Here is a 21,055-nt window from a genome sequence, read left to right on the forward strand (position 1 = left end):
GAGGTCTGTATATGAATAAAAGACTTAATGTGTTAATGAAAATTATGCCTTTCCTAAGTGTACTTTTTATCTTAATTGGAATATCTATGGCAATATTCGGTGCATTAGATCATAACCACAAAATGTTTATGGGTTCACTATTCGTAATTGTACAAGCTGCACTTGTAATTACATATACTAAGATGTTTAAAAAAATTGGTTTCTAAAACTTTGAATAAGGATTTCATTAAAAACTTACATGTATATCTTTTTCGTTATATAATTAAGATATCGATATATTAGGAGTGTTAATCATGTCAGGAACGATAATGATTTTGTTATACATTTGTTTCGGATTAAGTGCAGTTTTCAGCTTAATAAAAGAATTGAAAAAGCCACAGAAAAACCAGTTCTTGATTTTAGTTGATTCTCTAATTTTGCTAGGAGCCTTAATACTAGTAGGTAGTATCTTCATCTAAATTACATAACAAGAACTACATTAGGGAGCAAAGCAGTCTAGCGAAAGCTAACTGCTTTTTTATTAAATAACTATTTTATTAAATTTCATATATACAATCGCTTGTCCATTTCATTTGGCTCTACCCACGCATTTACTATTAGTAATACGAATTTTTCAGAGATGAATTTTATTGGACGAGTTTTTATCCTCCGCTGCATTAAATCCAGGTTCAGTCGGACCGACACTTCCACCTATGCAACCTTTTTAATTCCCTACAGGTTCCACTGGCTCAACGGGTGCTACAGGGGGAACCGGTAACACTGAGCCTTATTGGCAATACCGGACCACCTGGCATTGTTTTGCTCACATATGGCTTTAAATCTCTCATAATACGTTTTGCATTTCGGATACTCCCCATATCATAAATACTAATTACATGTCTTCTTGTTGCAAACTGTACCTTTCTAATCGTAGCGAGTATCACCACACAATGGTTGATGTTCATGTTTATCCATCTCATATTCTTTTAGATGTTTCCACTTGACCTTGTCGTCAATATACAGAACTTGCAGTATGGTGGCGTTTTCCTTCATATATATCTTCCTGGAATAAATTGCAGTTTCTCTAATCTAGATTGATCTACTGATCTACCACTACTTCTGATGCAGTAAGAGTCGGTAAACGAAAATTGAGCTTGCATTCTCCATCTTTTTTACACCCCTTGGCAAGATTTCTCCTGTAGGATATTACATACAGCAGACGATACAAAACCAAGTGCCCCTTCAACGAGCGCAATGTGCAGTGAATAAAAATATTGAGCTCACCAATGGAGATGCTCTTATTAGCATAGTGAAGCATAAACATTAAAGAGGTTGCTCAAAAGTAGCTATTCAGCTACTTTTGAGCAACCTCTTCTTTTTTATGTGTTTCTGCTTGACTTGACCAAAATAACAAGTAAAATTATCCATATTAGCTTTTAAGCTATATTAATTTAGAAAGTGAGTTGGAATTATGACTCTTCACATTTGTGAAGTAACAGAAAAAAATTGGCGTTCGGTAGCTGCTTTAAACGTCGCAAAAGACCAGCAGCAATTTATTGAAAGCAATGCGTTTTCTCTAGCAGAATCATTATATGAGAAAAACGGAACGTCAGTAGGTTTATATGATGGAGAAACACTTGTAGGATATGCAATGTATGGATGGTATTGGGAAAAACGTAAAAGCGTATGGTTAGACCGATTTATGATTGACGAGCAATATCAAGGAAAAGGATACGCAAAACGTTTCCTTCGCATACTCATTCAATTCTTACAAGATAAATTTGAATGTAAAATAATTTATTTAAGTTTGCATCCAGACAACAAACTCGCAATGGGATTATATGAATCATTTGGCTTCCGTTTAAATGGCGATATTGATGATGAAGGCCCAGTTGTAGGTGTTGTAATGGAGTTACTATTAGATGAACATACAAGCCTGTGAAAACAGGCTTTTTATCATCCTTCTTTTTTGCAATCTAGCATGTTTCTGCAAAGCACTTAGTTAAGTTCAAAAAATAAGCCTGCAATATATGCAGACTTATTTCACACACTCCTCGAAATGTTCTTGGAACCATTCTTTATTAATATCTTTTCCGATAAACACGACTTCACTTACTCGTTCTTCGCCCTCTTGCCACTCTCTATCATATGATGCAGCAAACAGTGTATGCACACCTTGGAAAACGATACGTTTATCTACTCCATCAATCGATAAAATTCCTTTGTAGCGATATAAATACTCCCCTAGCTCTTGAACGACAGCTGACATCCACTCATTTAGTTTTTGTAAATCTAACGGTCGCTCTTCGCGTAGTACAAACGACTTTACGCCTTCTAGATGATTATGCTCTTTATGAGGATAAATTTGTAACGTATCTTTCGTTTTAAACGTTTGAATTTGTAGTAACGATGGAATATCTACATCACAGTTAGTCGCCTCGATTAACTTTGCAGTTGGATTAATACCTTGCAGTTCCTGCAATAGATTTTCCTTTTCACTTTCATCCACTAAATCTAATTTATTTACTAAAACGACATCAGCAAATGCAATTTGTTCCTTTGCTTCTAGTCCTTTTTCAAAATGTTTATGTATATGATAACTATCTACTACTGTTACAACGCCGTTAATTTGGTATGCAGATTGAATCACAGGATCTAAAAAGAATGTTTGAATAATCGGACCTGGATTTGCAAGACCAGTCGTTTCAATTACTAATCCATCAAATTCCATTTTACCTTCTGCTTTTACGTCCAGTAATTGTTTTAAAGCGACTAGTAAATCTTCACGTACAGTACAACATAAACATCCATTCGTCATCTCCATAATCTCTTCTTCGACATTCATAATCAGCTGATTATCAATACCAATTTGCCCTATTTCATTTACAATCACCGCTAATTTCTGACCGTGATTTTCTGATAAAATACGATTTAATAATGTCGTTTTCCCTGATCCAAGAAAACCAGTTAATATCGTTACTGGAATCATTTCGTACATCTCCTTATAGCTATATGTTTTTACATTATAGCATATAGAGAAAATCATTTTTGTAGCAAAACATATTTATTGTATGTACGACACTGTAACTATATAATAATATGTAGCAAGAAAGCCTTTTCAAAAAATGATTCATTCATCAAGGAGGTAATTATAATGGAACGAGTTCAAATGGCCGAAACACTAGAATTTTCTCGTATTATTCAAGGTTTTTGGCGTTTAGCAGAATGGAATATGCCAAAGCAAGAGTTACTTTCTTTTATGGAAGCTTGTATGGATATGGGAATTACTACTTTCGATCATGCTGATATTTATGGCGGATATACGTGTGAAGGATTATTTGGAGAAGCATTACAACTCAAGCCTTCCTTACGCGAAGACATGCAAATTATCACAAAATGTGGAATCGCTCCCCCATCACCAAAATTTCCAGAGCGATATGTTGCGCACTACAATACGAGTACTGAGCATATAATAAAAAGCGTGGAAGACTCATTACGAAACTTACATACAGATTATATTGATGTACTGCTCATTCATCGCCCTGATCCATTTATGGATCCAAATGAAGTAGCAGAAGCGTTCTCACGCTTAAAGCAAGAAGGAAAAGTCCGTCACTTCGGTGTATCTAACTTTTTACCTTCACAGTTTAATATGTTAAGTTCTTATTTAGATTTCCCGCTCATTACAAATCAAATTGAAGTATCTGCGATGCAGCTTGAACATTTCGAAAAAGGGACAATTGATTTATGCCAAGAAAAGCGAATCAATCCTATGATTTGGTCGCCTCTTGCTGGCGGAGAAATCTTTATTGGTCAATCAGAACGTGCCGTACGTTTACGTGAAATGTTACAAAAGATTGCTACTGAACTAGATGTTACTAGCATCGATACAGTTATGTATGCATGGCTGCTTGCTCATCCAGCTAACATGATGCCAATCGTTGGATCTGGTAAATTAGATCGTGTTAAAACAGCCGCTCTTGCTACAAAAGTTGATTTAGATCGTCAACAATGGTTTACAATTTTCGAAAGCTCTAATGGACACCCTGTACCATAATACATAAAAAGAAGAGCTGTTTCTTTACAGCTCTTCTTTTTCATATGTATTTCTAGTCATGGCAAATACACACATATCCCTTAATCCATTTCCATCTACCGCTACACTCGCACTTTCCAATGTACCTTCTAACTTAAATCCTAATTTCTCAGGTATCGCTCTACTCTTCTTATTTAAAGAATCGCATCGAATTTCTACGCGGTTTGCTTTCAATTCAGTGAAAGCAAACTCCATTATACCTTTTGCAGCCTCTAGCATATAACCCTTTCCACTAAACCTTGAATCAATCCAATACCCAATTTCAAATTGAGGTATATCCCAATTAATACGATGCAATCCAGCTGATGCAATAAATTCACCTGTTTCTTTCGAAAAAACTAGTAATCTTAAATCCTCACGCTGCAAAAATTGAATATGCGATTTTCTAATGCTCACTTCTACTTCTTCCTCTGTTTGCTCTTTTTGTGCAAAAACCATCCAAGGTTTTAATTCTTTCATAGAAGCTTGAATTGCATCGTACACAGATTTACCGTCACCCGGTTTCGGCATTCGAATAAATAGCCTATCAGTATAAAATTCAGAAGGAAAATCGAATAATAACGGATTCACTTTCAACACTCCTTTTAATTCTATTATATATAATAATATCCATCTCAAACCATACAGTAAAGAAATTTCTGAATTTTACACATTTTAATCTTTTACCTCTACCGCTACACGAACTCCAGATTCAATTGCACCTTGTATCCATCCGTGATATAACGTTGTATGATCACCTGCAAAGTATAATCTCCCCTCTGGTTTTATAATCGCTGGTTGTAGCTCAGATTCTTGCCCTGCCTGAAATAGTGCAAACCCTCCGAGTGCATATGGATCCAATGTCCAACTTTTTGATATGCCAGACATGAACTCATCATATACTTGACCGCCTAATATTGTCGCTAAATTTTGTAATGTGTAATAAATACGATCACCTTTTGATAAACCATCCCATAACAACGCATCATAAGACCATGTATAGCTTCCTAACATCATAGCAGGTCCTTTTTCTCCAATTCCGTGACTTGGATAATAGGCATAACGAATTGGCAAATCCGTTATAATCCTGCCACCTAATTGCCCTTGTTCTTCCCAAAATCGACTTTTAAATTGAATCCCTATTTTCGTTGCTGGCATATAATGCAATTCACGAATTGCTTTCCATTTTTCATGAGATATAGAATTAAATGGATCTACTTCCACAAAGCGCATTGTCGAAAATGGAATTGTAATAATAACTAAATCCCCTGTAATACTACTATACTCAAAAGTTTGCTCGTTTCGATAAAAAGCTGTCACACCATTATCGTGTTGATGTAGCTTCATTAATTTTTGATTATATATAATATTTTCTTCTAATTGTGGTAAAAAGGACTTTGGTAATCTATCATTTCCGCCTACTATTTCACAAAATCCACTCTCCTCCTGCATAATGTATAAAAAGCGTAGTGTCTCAACAAATGACCTTTCCAAAAAACCTTCTAAATCTAATAAAACACCGATCATCTCAATTGTTACTGGTGAAAAGTAAGTATTATATTGATAAGGATGATACTTTAAAAATTGTCCTGTAGAGTATCTCCCAAAATCCTTTACTACAACATCCCAATTTTTCTCTGGGTTCTTTTTTATAAAATTTATAATGGGCTGTACCGCTAACAATAATAGTTCCTCAGACGTTTTCCCGACTTCATTCATTTCCACGGGATACTTTAATATACTTGGGTCCTTTTCATATTGTTTTAATGTCGTTTTCCGGCCATTTACGTAAATAATATCCGTCTCATTCCTATTAATAAACGGGCTCACCTGTAGCCCAAATTTTCTTATATATGCCATCGTTAATGTGTGCGAATACGGAATTCTCATTGCCCCAACATCTAAATATAATCCGGTATCTTCCATTCTAACCGTCTCTATGCGGCCACCTACCCGGTTGTTTGCTTCAAAAATCTTCACATCATGTCCTGCAGCCTTTAATAAAGATGCCGAAACCAACCCAGCCATACCAGCCCCTACTACTATAATTTGTTTCGGACGCGTCGTCTTCTTTAACCCTTTATTTATAACTTTTAACGTTTCATCCATTTCAGTGTTATACATTATATCTTTCTGCACAATTCCACCCCTTACTTCATAAAATGGGCATTAGTGGTTTAGTACATTTTATTCATAAATTCCTATAAACATAACAACATAGCAAGTGGAATATTCACTAAAAGTACATAAGAGGTAGCTTTCACATCTCTTCACGCTTCGTATAATATAGCAACAGCAAAGAAGGAGTGGTTGAAAATGAAACAAACTTACGACTACCACGCTACAAAGAAGTATTTAGAAGGAAAGAAACAACAACTATGCAACAAACTTAATAGTAAACAACTATCTAAAAAAGAGCGTGAACAACTAAAACTTGAGATTGATAACTACGAATATATATTAAATTTAGTCGAAATGAATTATTATGAACGGGGCTTTTCTCGTTAGAAGTGGATATAAGTGTATCCACTTCTCATTTTGAGCATTTCATTACGCATTTTTCGTAAGTAAATATATAATAGGATGTACATTAAGATTGCGAGGTATATTCTATGATCAAATTAAGTGTGTTAGACCAATCCCCTATTTCAGATGGTAGTACAGCAGCCCAAGCTTTTTCACATACAGTTACACTTGCACAAGAAGTTGAAAAATTAGGATTCACACGTTTTTGGGTATCTGAGCATCATAATTCCATCAGCCTTGCTGGTTCAAGCCCTGAAATACTTATTTCTCATATTGCAGCAAAAACGGATCGTATGAGAGTTGGTTCAGGTGGTGTTATGTTACCGCACTATAGCCCTTATAAAGTTGCTGAGAATTTCCGCGTTTTAGAAGCGCTTTATCCAAATCGTATTGATCTTGGTGTCGGCAGAGCACCTGGTGGTATGCCAATTGCAACTCGCGCACTTCAAGAAGGCAAAATGGTCTCACTTGATCAATACCCAGAACAAATTGCAGATGTTGCAATGTACTTACATGATCAAGTACCAGAAAACCATCATTATGCAAATTTAAAGGCTACTCCTGTCATTCCAACATCTCCCGAGATGTGGATGCTTGGTTCTAGCGGAGAGAGTGCAATGATTGCCGCAAAACAAGGTGCTTCTTTTGCATTTGCACAGTTCATTAACGGAAACGGTGGCCCTGAAGTAATGAATGCTTATCAGGAACAGTTCCAACCTTCTTATTTAGGAGATAAACCAAAATCAATCGTCTCTATTTTTGTTATTTGCGGAGAAACGAATGAAGAGGCGGAAAAAATTGCTTCTAGTTTAGATTTATCAATCTTATTACTAGAACAAGGAAAGCGTACAACTGGTACTCCTTCTATCGAAACTGCACAAAATTATTCATACAGCGCTTATGATTTATTCCGTATAAAAGAAAATCGTCAACGTATGATTGTCGGTGATCCATCTTCTGTGAAAGAACAAATCGTAAACTTAAGCAAAGCGTACAATACTTATGAATTTATGATTGTCACAATTACTCATCGATTTGAAGATAAATTGAATTCTTATCGCTTACTAGCAAATGCTTTTCATTTATAATGACAAAAGGGAGATACATCAGTTATGATGCATCTCCCTTTTTTACTACTTATTATTTTTGTCGTCTATATATTCAATAGCTTCTTTTAATAGTTCATCAAAATCCTTAGGGTAATCATGATTTAAATTGGGTACAACTTTAAACTCATGTTCTATATTCTTATCTCTTAATAATTGTACAAATTGCTGCGTACATTCGAAACAATCTTCATCTTGATCCCCACACACTATATATCCCTTTATATTTTTATTCTGTAGCACTTCCAATAACTCATTCCATTCATCAATCTCTGGAAGCCACGGCGCCACAAAAATAAAACCATCTACATCTATATTTTTTTGTAAAATCGTATACAAAGCTACTCTTGCACCAGCAGAAAAACCACCAATTATTAAACTTTCTACTGTATGATTTTCTATAAACGTAACGTAATGCTCTTTTAATTCTTCTTTCCCTCTATGTATATCATCCCAAACAAACCCATCTGAAAACTGAATTTGCGAAGACTGTGGTAAAGCTAACGTATAATCTTGATCCAAAACAGATTTCCAATATGGTTCTACTATTGCTATATTTTCTTGATCTCCGTGCATTGCAATAAATAGTTTTTCTTTTTTCTTACCATCTATAAATTTCACGTCTGCTCGTTCTGTTTTCTTTGCTAATTCTTCTCTCTCTTTACATAATTGAACCATTTTATGAAACTCTTCAAATTTATGTAGTGATTTTAAATCGTCGTCGGTAATTAAATATTCATTTCCATACCAAAAACCCTTTTCTATAATGGCTTCCTTCATTACATGCATCGCTTCTTCTTCAAGTCCTGCTGCACCCGCTAGTGCATATTTGAAATTATATATTTGCGCCTCATTCCCCACTATGCCTTTCGCATGCTCCATTATATAAGTGTACGCTTCCAAACTCCCTTTATTTGCGTAACAATGTAACGTTTCATTTAATAATTGAATGTAAGTCATACTATTTTTCATACACCCATTCCCCCGTAATCTTTTATAATATTTATTTCTCAAACCTTTATACCATTCTGTAATCACTGTATATAACTCACGCTAACAATACTTAATCATTACTTCTCTTCGTCCAATAAGTTTAGTATAAAGTTTAATAAACAGAAAAATCAATGTTTTCAAAAAAAAAAAAAAAAAGACAACAATATATTTATTGTTGTTCTCAATACATCTACCCACTCTTTTGTTTTTTTCTGTCCGGTTTACTTGAAACTAAATAATGTTTTTCTGAAATATATAGGTCTCTTTTTAATATACGCTTCAAATATGGTCCTAATTTTATCCCGCATATAAGACGCTCTTCACTACCTTCAACAAGTGGAAACATTTCTTTTTCTGTTACGTACTGATCTACTGCTTTTTGTACGATATCAATTTCTTTAACTAGGTTTAGATTTTCTTCTGTATGTTCAAATACCTCAAGCGTTTCCTTCGTAATAAGAAAACTATTTGTTGGAAATGCAAGTAAATACGGCTTTAACAAATCATAATTTACTGTATAATCATCATTTACTAATACTGTATAAACGATATTAGCATTCGTTTCTAGAAACTTAGCCATCGCTTGTTCTAATTCATCTTTCGTAATTTCACGCTCTTCTTTTCCAGTTCTGAAAAAGCGAAACATTGCATCGCCTCCTTTTTACTATATTATAGCATAAAAGAAAACTGAAAAATGACAAAAAAAGCCATTGAATGAATTTTTCAACGACTTTTCCCTTAATATACTTATATTTATTTTAAGAACGCACTTAGCATCCATACATGTTGTTCTAATGTTGTATGAATCGCTAACAACATGTCTGCTGATGTTTCATCGCCAGCTTCGCCAGCAACTTCCATACCTTCTTTTAATTCTTGAATAAGTGCAGAGTAATCATTCACTAATGTTTGCACCATTTCTTCTGCAGATTCCTTGCTTGTCCCTTCACTCACACTAGATGTTGCAAGATATTCTTTCATTGTCGCTAGCGGTTTACCTTCCAACGCTAAAATACGTTCTGCTAATTCATCAATATTTGTTCCAGCTTCATTGTAAAACTCTTCAAATTTCTCATGTAACGTAAAGAAGTGTGGTCCTGTCACATACCAGTGATAATTATGTAGTTTCACATATAACACATTCCAGTTTGCTACCTGCTTGTTTAATACTTCAACAACATTTGTTTTCGTACTCATACAATCCACTCCTCTTATCATTTCATAATGTTTATCTTTTAATAACCTAGTTACATGTTACCATACATTTCCTACCCTTTCGAACGATTGGCTCATATGTAACAAAGTTTTAACACCTTTAATACTTCCCTAATATCTTTTAATTCATGTATGTTTTCAAACACTTCATAAGTCTAATTGTCCAAGCTCATACATATGCATAATAGTAAATCAAGCTCATCGTAGTAGAAAGAGGGATAACATGGACAATCAACAATGGCAAGTAGCAAAGAAGGTCGCTGCTACTTATATTGGAACAGTCGTTGGAGCTGGATTTGCTACTGGACGAGAAATTGTTGAATTTTTTACAGTGAACGGATTATATGGAACAATTGGCATATGTGTAAGTGGATTTTTTTTTATTTGGCTTGGCACAAAGATGATGTTACTTTCATCACAAATTGGTGCATTTTCAGCGCAAGAATTTAACAAATATTTATTTGGGGATGTATTTGGAAATGTTGTAAACACACTATTATTACTCGTATTATTTGGTGTAACGAGCGTTATGTTATCAGGAGCTGGGGCGGTATTTGAAGAGCAACTTCGTTTACCAAGACAACTTGGTATTTTCATTATATTGATCGCCTGTCTCCTTATAGGTAGTCGCGGATTACAAGGGGTTTTTGAAGTTAATACACTTGTCGTACCTATTATGATGATTTTTATTATCGGACTTGCTATTACAACTTTTTTTCACGGTACAACTCCTATTAGTGACACTATTCCTGCAGAAAGCTGGAATATGAAGTGGATTACTAGTCCTATTACATATGTCGCCTTAAATCTTTCTCTCGCCCAAAGCGTTCTCGTCCCGTTAGCCAGTGAAGTAAAAGATCGAAAGGCCATTTTATGGGGCGGTATTTTAGGCGGTGCAGGACTTTCTTTAATTTTATTATGTAGCCATTTAGCTATTTTATCAGTCGATCAATTTTATCAATATAATATCCCAATGGCTGAAGTCATAAGAAAATTCAATGCAACTTTTCACTTTTTCTTTGTCCTTATCATTTTCGGTGAAGTGTTCACAACTTTAGTTGGTAATGTGTTCGGAATGACAAAACAAATGCAATCCATCACCAGATGGAAAAGTAACAATATTATTTTCTTCATTTTACTGATTAGTTATTGCTTTAGTTACATTGGTTACAGTGAATTACTCCACATTCTATATCCTATAATTGGATGGGTCAGCATCATTTTACTGCCAATTATTGCTTTTAAACAACTTCAAAAAACATAAAAGAAGCATCCATGTTATTGGATGCTTCTTTTATGTTCATTCACAATCATCGCATACTTCCCAGTACGGCCCCATTTCGAGTGCTAAATATGGCTTTAATTGCAACCGAATCATCCGACTAGGCATACGTTCTAAAACGAATTGAATTCCTTCTTCCTCTTCGTCTAATTCAACTTTTGAAATCGCAATTCTTTGCATAGTAGAAATAGGCATTCCATCTTTATATAAAGTGATTTTCACCTCATCATATTCATTAAAATACAATTCAACACTCATTTGATTTTTCAACAGTTCATCAACAATTTCATATTTATCATTTCGTTCCTGGATTATATATTTCCAGCCGCCTCTACCTTCTTCTTTCGGAGCTGCTTGAAATAATGTCATCAAATCCTCGTATAGCATAAGATAACCCCTCTCTTACTAAAAAACGATGAGTATTTTATATACCCTTTATCTCTATCACTATCCATATGTATTGTACCATATATCGTCGTTTTTACCGTATTCATTTGCTTCATAATTGCATGTAAAACACCTGATTCTCTTCATTATTATATGAATTGTCTCTCATTATATTTCTTAATATGCTTCTAACGCTTTCCAATCATATCAAACATAAGTAAATACACTCTTTGTCCATCCTCCGCTTAGTATTTCCTTACAATAACAAAAAAGAAGAGTGACTTTTATCACTCCCCTTAAAAGAATTTCCCCGTAGCTACTAACGCTAATACTAGTATTAAAATTGTAAATAATAATGATACAATGAAACTAAAAATAGGTAATGCTTTTTTTTCATTCTTCTTAAAGAGTAACTTTAAACTAAGAAAGATGTTTACTGGTACAAGTATAAAATAAAAATATTTAACAATTTGCACCGAACTATTCGAAAGTGTTTTTAAAATAAACACTTCAATTAAAAAGACAATAAAAAATGAAATACTTAACCAAAATGAGACATAACTAAGCCAAGAATGTCTTTTGGTACCCCAATAAACTCCCATAGTAATCTCCTTTATTTGCATTTTATATGACTATAATTATACACAAAGTTAACAAATACCTCTATTTTTCGACAAATATTATACATGATATACCTTTAAACATCATAAAAATACTCTCTATCCCATTTCATGTTACATAATAAAAACAGACTACTCCAAAATCGCATACTGCTATTTTGGAGTAGTCTGTCCTCTGTTACACTTTAAATCTTTCAATTAACCCTTGTAACTCTTCGGCCATTTGAGATAATGTACCAGCCGCCGAACTAATCTCCTCAATGGACGCTAGTTGTTCTTCTGCTGATGCTGCAACGTTTTGAGTACTCGTCGCATTGTTCTGTGCTGTCATTGCAATTTGACCTACTGAAATAGACACTTCATTTGCACCTTTTGACATCCCATTAGCCGTTTCAACCATCGTTTTAATCTGATCTGCAATTTCATTTGTAGATTGTAAAATCTCAGTAAAGTTTTGCTTCGTTTCATTCGCAATAACAAGTCCAGATTGAACTTCTTCATTTACATGCCCCATAGATTTTACCGTCTTACTCATGTCATCTTGTATTTCACATATTAATTTACTAATTTCACTAGAAGATACACTAGACTTCTCCGCCAATTTACGTACTTCATCTGCAACAATTGCAAATCCTCTTCCATGCTCTCCTGCTCTTGCAGCTTCAATTGCCGCATTCAAAGCTAGAAGATTCGTTTGATCTGCAATATTTTGAATGACTTCTAGTATGTCACCAATTTGTTTTGATTTATTATTTAGCAACTGTATAACTTCATCTGATTGTGAAACAGATTCTGCAATAGACTGCATTTGATTTACTGTTTTTCCGACTAGTTTTCCACCATCTTCTGCTTTTTCACGAGTATGAGCAGAAGCCGTGCTAATTGATGATGAACTATTTGCTACATGCTGAATTCCTTCTGTTACATCAAATAATAACATTGCACCATTTTCTACACTCGTTGTTTGCGTTGTTGCCCCGCTCGATATTTCATCCATTGCCATTGTAATTTGCTCAGTCGCTTCACTCGCTTGTCTTACACTTGCCGTTAGCTCTTCTGATGCTGCTGCAACATGTCCAGCCGAAGTATTAATTCTTCCAATTAACGTTCGCAATGCATCTGTCATCTCATTGAATCCTTTTGCAAGTTGGCCAATTTCATCATTAGAATGAATCTCGATTGTTTGCGTTAAATCTCCCTCACTTATTTCTTTAGAAGTGGCAACTAATCTTTTTAATGGCTTCGTTATAGAAAGTGTCACAAAATAAATAAGTGCTCCGCCTATAACTAATGAAATGAACATAACAATTAACATATTATAAAATACAGGCTGCGCAGCTTCAATTATTTCATTTGAGTACATCGTTCCACCGATTTTCCAACCTGTTTTTACATTTGTAGCAAATACCATTTGTTTTTCGCTGCCATCATACATATATGAAAAAGCACCATGGTTATCTTCATAAATTTTCTTCGCCCAAGAATCAGCTGCTTTTTCCCCAGATTTTTCTTGAGGATGTGCAATTATTTTTTGTTTTCCATCTAAAATGAAAGCATATCCCTTTTTACCGATATTGATTAACTTTGTTGTTTTTAATAAATTATCTAAACTTAAATCTATTGCTACAACACCGTTTTTATCTTCTGCTTGTTTTGCAATCGTTACGACAATATGTCCATTTCCTTGCGCCTTATACGGCTCAGTAACGACAATACCACCTTGTTTTGCCACTGCATCTTTATACCAAGAACGTTCTGTTGGATCATAGTCTGCTGCCATTTGTATATTTGGTTCTTGCACAAATTTCTTATCATTCCCAGCAACGTATACTTGTTCAACATCTTTATTCAAATTAATATATTGAGATAACATTTTTCTTACTTCATCTTGATTATCCCCTTGATACATATTACCTTGAATCACCCGTGCAAAATTATTTACATCATTAAATTTCGCCTCAATCATTTGATTGATTAAATTATCTAATATTTTTATATTGTCGTGAGCACTGCTCGTAATTTGTGATTCAAAATTCTTTTTAGCTGTTTGATAAGACATGCCTCCAATAATAGAGACAGCCGCAATTAAAATGACAAAAAACGAAATTAGTAGTTTTTTTGCTACTTTCATATCACGAAACCAATTTAATAGTCTACCCATTACAAACCTCCTGCTTTTCAATTTCAATAGTTAAATCTAGCGAGTTGTAAACATTTCCCATCCCTAAATTATTATTTTCATAATCTATTACGATGGATACTTTGTAAAGTTTAAACAATTAAATTCCCTTTGTCTATATATTTGAATAATATTATTATAAAATTTACAAATACAAAAAAAGCCAAAGGGAACCACCCTTTGGCTTTTCATATTTTTTTATGCTGTTTAGAAATCTTTTTCCACTTATCACGCTCTGCTCTCGCAAGAATAGCATCTTGTTTTCTCATAAAATACGCCAGTTCTCTTTGTAATTTTTTATAGCTTTGCAAACGATTTATCGTAATAATTCCGTTATCAATTGCATTATGCACTGCGCACCCTGGCTCATTTTCATGTTTACAATCCCTAAAACGGCACGTTTTTGCTAATTCTTCAATATCAGAAAATGTTGTTTGAATTGCATCGCTTCCTTCCCAAAGCTGCAGCTCCCTCATACCCGGAGTATCAATAACTAAACCACCACTCGGTAATCGGAACAATTCACGATGAGTTGTCGTATGCCTTCCTTTACTATCTTCCTCACGAATATCTCCCGTTTTTGCTACTTCAAGTCCTATGAGTGCATTTAACAAAGTGGATTTTCCAACCCCCGATGACCCGACTAAAGCAATTGTTTTTCCTGAAGAAACAAATTGCTGCAACGATTCAATACCAGTATGCTCTAAACTATCAACGACGAAGATCGGAACACCAATTGCCACAGCTTCCGTTTCAACAATTTTCTGTTCCACGTCTTCACATAAGCTACTCTTTGTTAAAACAATAACAGGCATTGCACCACTTTCATACGCTAATAGTAAATAACGTTCTATTCTTCTTACGTTAAAATCATGGTTAAGTGCATTTACTAAAAATAGATAATCTACATTTGCTGCTATTACTTGTTCTTCCGTTCGATTACCAGCCTCTTGTCTAGAAAAAGAGCTTCTTCTTTGAAAAATACGATGAATAATTGCTTTCTTTTCATTCTCTATTTTCTTTATATACACCCAATCACCAACCGCTGGATAATCTCCCTTCGTTACTGCTTCATGCCGAAACTTTCCAGACAGCTCTGCCATATATTCACCATCATTACAAATAATTCGATATATATGTTTATGCTCAAGTAAAATACGCCCTACTTCAAAGTTCTCTACAGCTTGTTCTTCAAAAAAAGAATCCCAGCCGAATGATTTTAAAATATTTTGATTCAAATTGATATCCTCCCTAGTTTGAGCTAAGCGGAAGGATCGTGCGCTCACTTATACAGTCTCGCCCTTTCCATCCACCTTTGTATTTGGTTTATTATTCATATACGTTATCTTCGCCATAATACATCACTCCGTTCTCATTTTAATTACTCTCATTATATGGAATATTTATTTAAAAAGCTACCTTATTTAACGAAATTTTCAAATATTTTATTTTTCATCATTCTAATTTGTCCACGGTGACTAACCTCATCTTCTAGCACATGAAACCACAGATAGTGCTGGTTATACGCTACACCGTTAGGCCACTTTCTTTCTGACATAAGCCATTCATCATCTTGTTCATTCAAATACTTCAGAGATTCTTCTCGAACACTTTGTAGAAGTTGTACATAATACTGTATTTCATGACCACGGATTGTTCTCCCCGCTTTCCCTAAATACAGTGCGTCTTCCCATATTTCTAATTCTTCTTTTGTAAAGTCGCGCTCTTGAAATGAAATAAGTTGATGGGCTTTTTCTATAGCTGCTATATGCTTTAGTAACGCTCCGATGGAATTCCCTCCACTCGTCATAATGAAATCTAATTGCTCAACAGATAGATCGTTTATTTCCTGTAATGTTACAGCCCTCGTATGCTCCAGCATGCTTACTAATTCCCCTATATTTTTTGTATAACCATCTACACTTCTTATTCGATAATCTATATTCATATCACGCACCCCTTTCTACATTCATATTAAGGAATAACCGCTTCATATAATAGACTAAAAGATATCAGGTTTTTCTGTTATAATTAAATTGAATTCATAATAAACCCAAACAAACTTTCTCAATATGCTTCTATGAAATATTAAAAGGAATCAATATAAAAGAATCGAATCTTATTCACTAAAAGGAGTGGATTCGATGGAAATGTATCAATGGCTAACTGCTGTTCTCGTTGGTGGCATTACTGGTTTCGTTTCCCATCTTATCAATAACCAAGGCAAGTTATTGCTTCCACGCCGTTTGAAAACTTTTTTTCACTTTGGGTTTTTGACTGATATTTTCACTGGTAGCTTAGCTGCACTTCTTGGACTCGTTCTATTCGATGTCACCTTAATAAAAGAAATTATAAAAGTATCCATTGTGACAGCTATTTCCGGTCAGACTTTCTTACTGCATCAAGCGCTTGGTGGTGAGCAGGCTAAAAATACACAAATTGGGAAAGCTGATGAAAAGATTCAAGAAATTGACAAATTATTACGACGTTAGTCTATACTTTCTTTAAAAATTATTGCTATAATAAACAATAAATATTTTCTATTGCGTCGTTTGTCAGAAGAAAGGGTGTTTCGTATGACAAAAAAGAAAATAGAAGATTTCTTAACAAACACTGAAAAAGAGGAACTGCTAGAAAACTATAAATGTTTACGAGAAGCCCGCACAAAAAGCGAAGCTAATTATTTTGGTGAAGCAGTAGACCATCTATTAAATAAAGCAAAACAACGAATTATTAAAGATGCAGGCATACATGATGAAAATGCAGCAACAGTTCAATCAAAGAGAAAAGCACTGTTTTAGTTACATTAGCTAAAACAGTGCTTTTTATTTAGAATTTTTTCTTCTTGCCATGCTATATTCTCTCTGCCTTTATTCTTCCCATTTTTACAGTTTCAAAAGTCATATAGGCCTAGAGATCAACTTAATAATATTAGCCCGTGCAAAATTTTAATAATAGGTTTATTAAATCGCTTCTTTTAAATCTGAATGCGGATTTGGTCCGTATTGATTGTCAGTTTCTTCACTTTCAATGATAAAAAATACAAGTAAAACAACGCTACCAAACGGTACAAAATTTAATAGTTGCCACCATCCTGTTTTCCCAATATCATGCAATCGTCGTGCACCAACCGAAAAACTTGGTATAATCATTACTAACATAAATAGCAACGCAATAATAGCAACTAACACCTCTGAAAATGATGATAAAAATAACAATAACCAAAAAATTACGATATTCGATAAACTAAAAGTCCAGTACTCTTTTCGCGTAGCTCTACCACTAAAATTCCCATAATTCTTTAGAGCTTTCAAATACCATTGCATTTAAATATCTCCCTTTTATCCCCAATAAAATTAAAATATGTAATTATTAACAAATAAGTAGAAATATAACACAGCATTTATGTAAAATCCATATCCTCATCTAAATTATCCTCTATTTAAATAGTTTTTTCTTTCAGCATTTTTCACATTACTTTCACATCTATTTCACAAATATAAGTAGTTCTATATGTTAAACTACATATATCCTTTTCCAAGGAACTATATGCCGATATATAAATCCCTATCTTTGTAGGGATTTTTTATTTTTGAATTCCTCATAACTTTGTTACAATACATTTCTACTACTATTTCTATACTTTTAGTAACCACTGTAATTAATAGCACATTCATGTATTCACACTCTTATTAATTCTGATTTGCAAAATATTTATACAGACTTTATGATGCAATTCCTGTTTCACTATCTTCATTAAGCTTTTCACTTTTTCTAAACAAAAATAAAGCTCCTATATATAGTAACGCAGTAAAACTACCTATAAGTATAAAATTGTGAGATGCTGCAAATAGCAGTCCTGCTATTGCAGCTCCAATCATTTGACCAATATACATAGAAGCATTAGCAAGCGCGGCTCCTGTTCCTCTTGCTACACTAGATATGTTTTGTAAGTGCCTCATCATTAATACAAACAAAATTCCTGTCACAAAAAACAAAACAAAGAACAATAACTCCACCAATACGATGTTCTTTACATGAGGAAGTAATACATATAGCACTGCTGTAAATATAATCCCACCATAGAAAGAAAGGTTATAACCAATTTTATTTACGATTCTAGGGCCAAAAATATTACCAGTTAAATTTCCTAGTCCTAATACGAGCATAGCTGTACCTACTTCATGAACTTGTAAGCCAAATTGAATGGAAAGCCATACACCCAAAAATGAAAATGCAGCAAAATTACCAGTTTGAAAAACAAAATATGCAAAATAAGAAATTGAAACCTTTGAATCTGTAAGTAATTGTTTATAGCGCTTTAAGATGTTTGTTTTACTTCCACCTATATGAACCGGTTTTATTTCTGGTAATACTACATAGATAAGAATTACAAGTAGTGCTGATAATATACCAATGATGAAGAATGGTGTTGTATAGTGTATCATTGCCAAATACGATCCAACTGGCAACCCTAAAATTTGAGAGATTGCTAACCCTGCTGTTGCAATTCCAATTGCCTTTACAATTCCCTCCTTTTCTATAAGGAGCGGAATAGATGCCCACACTTGTGGAGATACAAAGGCTGCACTTACACCTGCTAAAAATCTAAATGCTAGCATCCATAGAAAACTCGGTGCCATTCCACATAAAAACGTACTTAACGCAAAAAAACTCATTCCTATTACCATCACTGTTTTTCTGTTTAAGCCATCTGATATAGGACCAGCAATAAGCGCAAATCCAGCGTATCCTAAAGCATATGAACTCACCATCCACCCTGACAGCTCAGTTGAAACATGATACACCTTTTGTAATGTCGGTAAAAGTGGTGAAATTAAGAAAGTATCTGTACCTATCATAAACATTATCGTAAAGAATACAGCTAGTACTCTTTTCATTTAAACCTTCTCCTTTTATATAAAGTGAAACTTTAATCAGTGGGGGTTTTGTTCATCCCCCACTGATTATTAGTTGAACCAATCGGGCTTTTACGGGCAGTTGATCCCCCACCTAACTTCTTTGCTTCCGCTAAATTTTGAGGTGGGGGTCTTACTGCCCGTTAATGCGGGATAAAAAGAGGGAAGTACCCCTCTTCTCAACTAATCTTCTAAAATAGATTTAATTTCTTCCATAACCTTTTCATTCAATGAAACTTCCACCGCTCTTACACTTTCTCTTATTTGCTCCGCTCGTTTCCCACCAGGAATAACAGTATCAATTCCTTTTTTATTTAATAGCCATGCTAAAGCTAAATGTGATACTTCAAAATTCATTTCTTTAGCTAAACCTTTTAACTTCTCAACTTTTTTAAAGTTACTCTTATATGTATTTTCTTCAAATAGATTTACACTTTGACGCCAATCGTCTTCGTTCAATTTAAAATCTTCTGTATATTTTCCGCCTAGTATCCCAAAGGCAAGAGGTCCGTACGGAATAAATGAAATACCTGATTCTATACAATACGGCAAAAGTTCTTCCCCAGCAGTACGATCTAACATATTATATGGTGATTGTACAACATCTATATGTCCGTGCTGATTCGCTTCTTTTAACTGCTCTACATTAACGTTAGATATTCCAATTGAACGAATTTTCCCTTCTTCTTTTAGGCGAGTAAGCTCACCAATTGAATCTATGTAACTTGTTTCTGGATTTGTAAAATGTAAATAATATAAATCAATATAATCAGTTTGTAATCTTCTTAAGCTATTTTCCACAGCATTTCTTAAATAGCTTCTTTCATTATTAATATAAACCTCTCCATTTAATAACGGCTGTATTCCACCTTTTGTAGCAAGTACAACTTCTTGGCGTTTTCCTTTCAATACTTCCCCTACCAATTCCTCTGATCTACCGAATCCGTATGAATCTGCTGTATCAAAAAATGTAATCCCTTGCTGGATAGCTTCTTCTATTAATCGTTTTCCTTCCTCCTCATTCACATCAGCATATAAATTATGTCCCCCTACAGCGTTTGTTCCTAGCCCTAACTTTGAAATATTTAGTCCTGCCTTTTGCAATTTGGTATATTTCATTTTTTCTCCCCCTATATTTCTATTGTTCGATTATATTCGAACAATAGAAATATATCACTTTATATGTTATAGTGCAAACTATATTAACTTATACAAGCAGGTGAAAAAATGCGTACTCTCTATCATCCAAATCGAGAAGAAATTCAATTCTCTTCTGTCTTATACGCACTTAGCGATCAAATCCGTTTACAAATTGTAACTATGCTATTAGAGAAAAATGAACAATCTTGCGGTGCGTTAAACATTCCAATTGCGAAATCAACTTTATCTCACCATTTCAAAGTGTTACGTGAATCTGGTGTTATGTATACACGCCTTGAAGGCACACAACGTTTCATTTCAATTCGTGAAGATGACTTACATGCTAGATTCCCCGGTTTATTAGAGGTCGTATTACATGCGACAGAACCATACTAAAAAACATCTCATATTCATATGAGATGTTTTTAATTTTTTCTATTCTTTTAATAAAATGCAACTTTAATCAGAAGGAACTTTGTTCATCACACACTAGAAATATATACGATTCATTCTTTTTCACTTTATTTTTGTACTGGATCTTTTGGACACTTTAATTATTTGATTACATTTTATACACATCATTAATACAGGGCCGCCTATCTGTTTCAATTCCTGTAGTTGCTTATGCTCACAC

General features: G+C 34.2%; 26 protein-coding genes and 2 pseudogenes. 11 read left to right on the plus strand and 17 right to left on the minus strand.

Annotated features, from left to right (window positions below; all coding sequences use genetic code 11):
* Positions 1-11 precede the first annotated feature (11 nt).
* The 3 genes from AC3WTA_RS05440 to AC3WTA_RS05450 all read left to right on the plus strand — a co-directional run bounded on the left by AC3WTA_RS05440 (position 12) and on the right by AC3WTA_RS05450 (position 707).
* Complete coding sequence (locus AC3WTA_RS05440) at positions 12-206, plus strand: hypothetical protein (RefSeq protein ID WP_001042533.1); 195 nt, start codon at positions 12-14, stop codon at positions 204-206.
* 87 nt (positions 207-293) lie between these two features.
* Complete coding sequence (locus tag AC3WTA_RS05445; protein WP_000017081.1) at positions 294-458, plus strand: hypothetical protein; 165 nt, start codon at positions 294-296, stop codon at positions 456-458.
* Between the two features lie 171 nt (positions 459-629).
* Positions 630-707, plus strand: coding sequence for an exosporium leader peptide-containing protein (locus tag AC3WTA_RS05450; RefSeq protein ID WP_321141683.1), 78 nt, complete (start codon positions 630-632; stop codon positions 705-707).
* A 21-nt stretch (positions 708-728) separates the two neighbouring features.
* Here AC3WTA_RS05450 and AC3WTA_RS05455 read toward each other — a convergent pair whose 3' ends face one another.
* Entirely contained in the window at positions 729-923 is a 195-nt protein-coding gene (locus AC3WTA_RS05455) for a hypothetical protein (protein WP_371400126.1), read from the minus strand.
* Positions 924-1,450: 527 nt separating this feature from the next.
* On the opposite strand from AC3WTA_RS05455, the gene AC3WTA_RS05460 reads away from it, so the two are divergent.
* Entirely contained in the window at positions 1,451-1,921 is a 471-nt protein-coding gene (locus tag AC3WTA_RS05460) for a GNAT family N-acetyltransferase (protein WP_000172430.1), read from the plus strand.
* Between the two features lie 96 nt (positions 1,922-2,017).
* On the opposite strand, the gene AC3WTA_RS05465 is transcribed toward AC3WTA_RS05460, so the two are convergent.
* Positions 2,018-2,968, minus strand: a complete 951-nt coding sequence (locus tag AC3WTA_RS05465; RefSeq protein ID WP_000613444.1) for a CobW family GTP-binding protein — start codon at positions 2,966-2,968, stop codon at positions 2,018-2,020.
* Between the two features lie 165 nt (positions 2,969-3,133).
* On the opposite strand from AC3WTA_RS05465, the gene AC3WTA_RS05470 reads away from it, so the two are divergent.
* Entirely contained in the window at positions 3,134-4,036 is a 903-nt protein-coding gene (locus tag AC3WTA_RS05470) for an aldo/keto reductase (protein ID WP_000442777.1), read from the plus strand.
* Between the two features lie 24 nt (positions 4,037-4,060).
* Here AC3WTA_RS05470 and AC3WTA_RS05475 read toward each other — a convergent pair whose 3' ends face one another.
* Positions 4,061-4,645: a GNAT family N-acetyltransferase gene (locus AC3WTA_RS05475; protein WP_001068735.1), complete on the minus strand. Its 585-nt coding sequence runs from the start codon at positions 4,643-4,645 to the stop codon at positions 4,061-4,063.
* Between the two features lie 84 nt (positions 4,646-4,729).
* Positions 4,730-6,193 carry a flavin monoamine oxidase family protein gene (locus AC3WTA_RS05480; protein ID WP_001168148.1) on the minus strand — a complete coding sequence of 488 codons (1,464 nt, stop codon included), beginning with the start codon at positions 6,191-6,193 and terminating at the stop codon, positions 4,730-4,732.
* Between the two features lie 177 nt (positions 6,194-6,370).
* Between AC3WTA_RS05480 and AC3WTA_RS05485 the strand changes: the two genes are divergently transcribed.
* Both AC3WTA_RS05485 and AC3WTA_RS05490 read left to right on the plus strand, forming a co-directional pair.
* Entirely contained in the window at positions 6,371-6,562 is a 192-nt protein-coding gene (locus tag AC3WTA_RS05485) for a DUF3896 family protein (RefSeq protein WP_000815498.1), read from the plus strand.
* A gap of 104 nt (positions 6,563-6,666) precedes the next feature.
* On the plus strand, positions 6,667-7,668 hold the full coding sequence (locus AC3WTA_RS05490; protein ID WP_000594032.1) for an LLM class flavin-dependent oxidoreductase: 1,002 nt from the start codon (positions 6,667-6,669) through the stop codon (positions 7,666-7,668).
* A gap of 45 nt (positions 7,669-7,713) precedes the next feature.
* On the opposite strand, the gene AC3WTA_RS05495 is transcribed toward AC3WTA_RS05490, so the two are convergent.
* The 3 genes from AC3WTA_RS05495 to AC3WTA_RS05505 all read right to left on the minus strand — a co-directional run bounded on the left by AC3WTA_RS05495 (position 7,714) and on the right by AC3WTA_RS05505 (position 9,876).
* Positions 7,714-8,658, minus strand: a complete 945-nt coding sequence (locus AC3WTA_RS05495; RefSeq protein ID WP_000798291.1) for an alpha/beta hydrolase — start codon at positions 8,656-8,658, stop codon at positions 7,714-7,716.
* Between the two features lie 211 nt (positions 8,659-8,869).
* Positions 8,870-9,325, minus strand: coding sequence for a DUF3939 domain-containing protein (locus AC3WTA_RS05500; protein WP_000488201.1), 456 nt, complete (start codon positions 9,323-9,325; stop codon positions 8,870-8,872).
* A gap of 107 nt (positions 9,326-9,432) precedes the next feature.
* The gene (locus AC3WTA_RS05505; RefSeq protein WP_000105195.1) at positions 9,433-9,876 is read right to left on the minus strand and encodes a Dps family protein; all 444 of its coding nucleotides are present in this window, start codon (positions 9,874-9,876) and stop codon (positions 9,433-9,435) included.
* 241 nt (positions 9,877-10,117) lie between these two features.
* On the opposite strand from AC3WTA_RS05505, the gene AC3WTA_RS05510 reads away from it, so the two are divergent.
* Positions 10,118-11,158, plus strand: a complete 1,041-nt coding sequence (locus AC3WTA_RS05510; RefSeq protein ID WP_000370201.1) for a YkvI family membrane protein — start codon at positions 10,118-10,120, stop codon at positions 11,156-11,158.
* A gap of 36 nt (positions 11,159-11,194) precedes the next feature.
* Here the strand turns inward: AC3WTA_RS05510 and AC3WTA_RS05515 are convergent, their stop codons facing one another.
* From AC3WTA_RS05515 to AC3WTA_RS05540, 6 genes and pseudogenes are all read right to left on the minus strand, one after another.
* On the minus strand, positions 11,195-11,563 hold the full coding sequence (locus tag AC3WTA_RS05515; protein WP_000965083.1) for a DUF3979 family protein: 369 nt from the start codon (positions 11,561-11,563) through the stop codon (positions 11,195-11,197).
* Positions 11,564-11,859: 296 nt separating this feature from the next.
* Positions 11,860-12,165 (minus strand): hypothetical protein, encoded by a 306-nt coding sequence (locus AC3WTA_RS05520; protein WP_000539573.1) that lies wholly within the window; start codon positions 12,163-12,165, stop codon positions 11,860-11,862.
* A 196-nt stretch (positions 12,166-12,361) separates the two neighbouring features.
* Complete coding sequence (locus AC3WTA_RS05525) at positions 12,362-13,309, minus strand: methyl-accepting chemotaxis protein (protein ID WP_412678137.1); 948 nt, start codon at positions 13,307-13,309, stop codon at positions 12,362-12,364.
* Positions 13,304-14,344 (minus strand): annotated as a pseudogene (locus AC3WTA_RS05530) (cache domain-containing protein); the annotation flags it as partial. The gene AC3WTA_RS05525 and the pseudogene AC3WTA_RS05530, both read right to left, overlap by 6 nt.
* A 206-nt stretch (positions 14,345-14,550) precedes the next feature.
* Positions 14,551-15,600 (minus strand): ribosome small subunit-dependent GTPase A, encoded by a 1,050-nt coding sequence (gene rsgA, locus AC3WTA_RS05535; RefSeq protein ID WP_001073092.1) that lies wholly within the window; start codon positions 15,598-15,600, stop codon positions 14,551-14,553.
* Between the two features lie 182 nt (positions 15,601-15,782).
* Complete coding sequence (locus AC3WTA_RS05540; RefSeq protein ID WP_001018110.1) at positions 15,783-16,310, minus strand: DinB family protein; 528 nt, start codon at positions 16,308-16,310, stop codon at positions 15,783-15,785.
* Positions 16,311-16,506: 196 nt separating this feature from the next.
* Between AC3WTA_RS05540 and AC3WTA_RS05545 the strand changes: the two genes are divergently transcribed.
* The gene (locus AC3WTA_RS05545) at positions 16,507-16,854 is read left to right on the plus strand and encodes a DUF4257 domain-containing protein (protein WP_000426320.1); all 348 of its coding nucleotides are present in this window, start codon (positions 16,507-16,509) and stop codon (positions 16,852-16,854) included.
* Positions 16,855-16,938: 84 nt separating this feature from the next.
* On the plus strand, positions 16,939-17,163 hold the full coding sequence (locus AC3WTA_RS05550; RefSeq protein ID WP_000162604.1) for a hypothetical protein: 225 nt from the start codon (positions 16,939-16,941) through the stop codon (positions 17,161-17,163).
* 162 nt (positions 17,164-17,325) lie between these two features.
* On the opposite strand, the gene AC3WTA_RS05555 is transcribed toward AC3WTA_RS05550, so the two are convergent.
* From AC3WTA_RS05555 to AC3WTA_RS05570, 4 genes and pseudogenes are all read right to left on the minus strand, one after another.
* Positions 17,326-17,688, minus strand: coding sequence for a DUF805 domain-containing protein (locus tag AC3WTA_RS05555; protein ID WP_001198798.1), 363 nt, complete (start codon positions 17,686-17,688; stop codon positions 17,326-17,328).
* Positions 17,689-17,831: 143 nt separating this feature from the next.
* Positions 17,832-18,039, minus strand: a pseudogene (locus AC3WTA_RS05560) (hypothetical protein).
* A gap of 48 nt (positions 18,040-18,087) precedes the next feature.
* Positions 18,088-19,263, minus strand: a complete 1,176-nt coding sequence (locus tag AC3WTA_RS05565; protein WP_000832286.1) for an MFS transporter — start codon at positions 19,261-19,263, stop codon at positions 18,088-18,090.
* Positions 19,264-19,464: 201 nt separating this feature from the next.
* Positions 19,465-20,400: an aldo/keto reductase gene (locus AC3WTA_RS05570; protein WP_000877954.1), complete on the minus strand. Its 936-nt coding sequence runs from the start codon at positions 20,398-20,400 to the stop codon at positions 19,465-19,467.
* Positions 20,401-20,508: 108 nt separating this feature from the next.
* On the opposite strand from AC3WTA_RS05570, the gene AC3WTA_RS05575 reads away from it, so the two are divergent.
* Positions 20,509-20,817 (plus strand): ArsR/SmtB family transcription factor, encoded by a 309-nt coding sequence (locus AC3WTA_RS05575; RefSeq protein ID WP_001259914.1) that lies wholly within the window; start codon positions 20,509-20,511, stop codon positions 20,815-20,817.
* Positions 20,818-21,055 lie beyond the last annotated feature (238 nt).

The organism is Bacillus sp. EB106-07-01-XG149 (assembly GCF_058791555.1).

Coding starts and splice junctions, on each gene's coding strand:
- AC3WTA_RS05510 (WP_000370201.1), top strand. CDS start 10,118: ATGGACAATCAACAATGGCAAGTAGCAAAGAAGGTCGCTGCTACTTAT.
- AC3WTA_RS05500 (WP_000488201.1), bottom strand. CDS start 9,325: ATGTTTCGCTTTTTCAGAACTGGAAAAGAAGAGCGTGAAATTACGAAA.
- AC3WTA_RS05540 (WP_001018110.1), bottom strand. CDS start 16,310: ATGAATATAGATTATCGAATAAGAAGTGTAGATGGTTATACAAAAAAT.
- AC3WTA_RS05550 (WP_000162604.1), top strand. CDS start 16,939: ATGACAAAAAAGAAAATAGAAGATTTCTTAACAAACACTGAAAAAGAG.
- AC3WTA_RS05485 (WP_000815498.1), top strand. CDS start 6,371: ATGAAACAAACTTACGACTACCACGCTACAAAGAAGTATTTAGAAGGA.
- AC3WTA_RS05445 (WP_000017081.1), top strand. CDS start 294: ATGTCAGGAACGATAATGATTTTGTTATACATTTGTTTCGGATTAAGT.
- AC3WTA_RS05525 (WP_412678137.1), bottom strand. CDS start 13,309: ATGACAGATGCATTGCGAACGTTAATTGGAAGAATTAATACTTCGGCT.
- AC3WTA_RS05495 (WP_000798291.1), bottom strand. CDS start 8,658: ATGAAAAATAGTATGACTTACATTCAATTATTAAATGAAACGTTACAT.
- AC3WTA_RS05515 (WP_000965083.1), bottom strand. CDS start 11,563: ATGCTATACGAGGATTTGATGACATTATTTCAAGCAGCTCCGAAAGAA.
- AC3WTA_RS05460 (WP_000172430.1), top strand. CDS start 1,451: ATGACTCTTCACATTTGTGAAGTAACAGAAAAAAATTGGCGTTCGGTA.
- AC3WTA_RS05565 (WP_000832286.1), bottom strand. CDS start 19,263: ATGAAAAGAGTACTAGCTGTATTCTTTACGATAATGTTTATGATAGGT.
- AC3WTA_RS05575 (WP_001259914.1), top strand. CDS start 20,509: ATGCGTACTCTCTATCATCCAAATCGAGAAGAAATTCAATTCTCTTCT.
- AC3WTA_RS05570 (WP_000877954.1), bottom strand. CDS start 20,400: ATGAAATATACCAAATTGCAAAAGGCAGGACTAAATATTTCAAAGTTA.
- AC3WTA_RS05440 (WP_001042533.1), top strand. CDS start 12: ATGAATAAAAGACTTAATGTGTTAATGAAAATTATGCCTTTCCTAAGT.
- AC3WTA_RS05470 (WP_000442777.1), top strand. CDS start 3,134: ATGGAACGAGTTCAAATGGCCGAAACACTAGAATTTTCTCGTATTATT.
- AC3WTA_RS05465 (WP_000613444.1), bottom strand. CDS start 2,968: ATGATTCCAGTAACGATATTAACTGGTTTTCTTGGATCAGGGAAAACG.
- AC3WTA_RS05520 (WP_000539573.1), bottom strand. CDS start 12,165: ATGGGAGTTTATTGGGGTACCAAAAGACATTCTTGGCTTAGTTATGTC.
- AC3WTA_RS05545 (WP_000426320.1), top strand. CDS start 16,507: ATGGAAATGTATCAATGGCTAACTGCTGTTCTCGTTGGTGGCATTACT.
- AC3WTA_RS05490 (WP_000594032.1), top strand. CDS start 6,667: ATGATCAAATTAAGTGTGTTAGACCAATCCCCTATTTCAGATGGTAGT.
- AC3WTA_RS05505 (WP_000105195.1), bottom strand. CDS start 9,876: ATGAGTACGAAAACAAATGTTGTTGAAGTATTAAACAAGCAGGTAGCA.
- AC3WTA_RS05555 (WP_001198798.1), bottom strand. CDS start 17,688: ATGCAATGGTATTTGAAAGCTCTAAAGAATTATGGGAATTTTAGTGGT.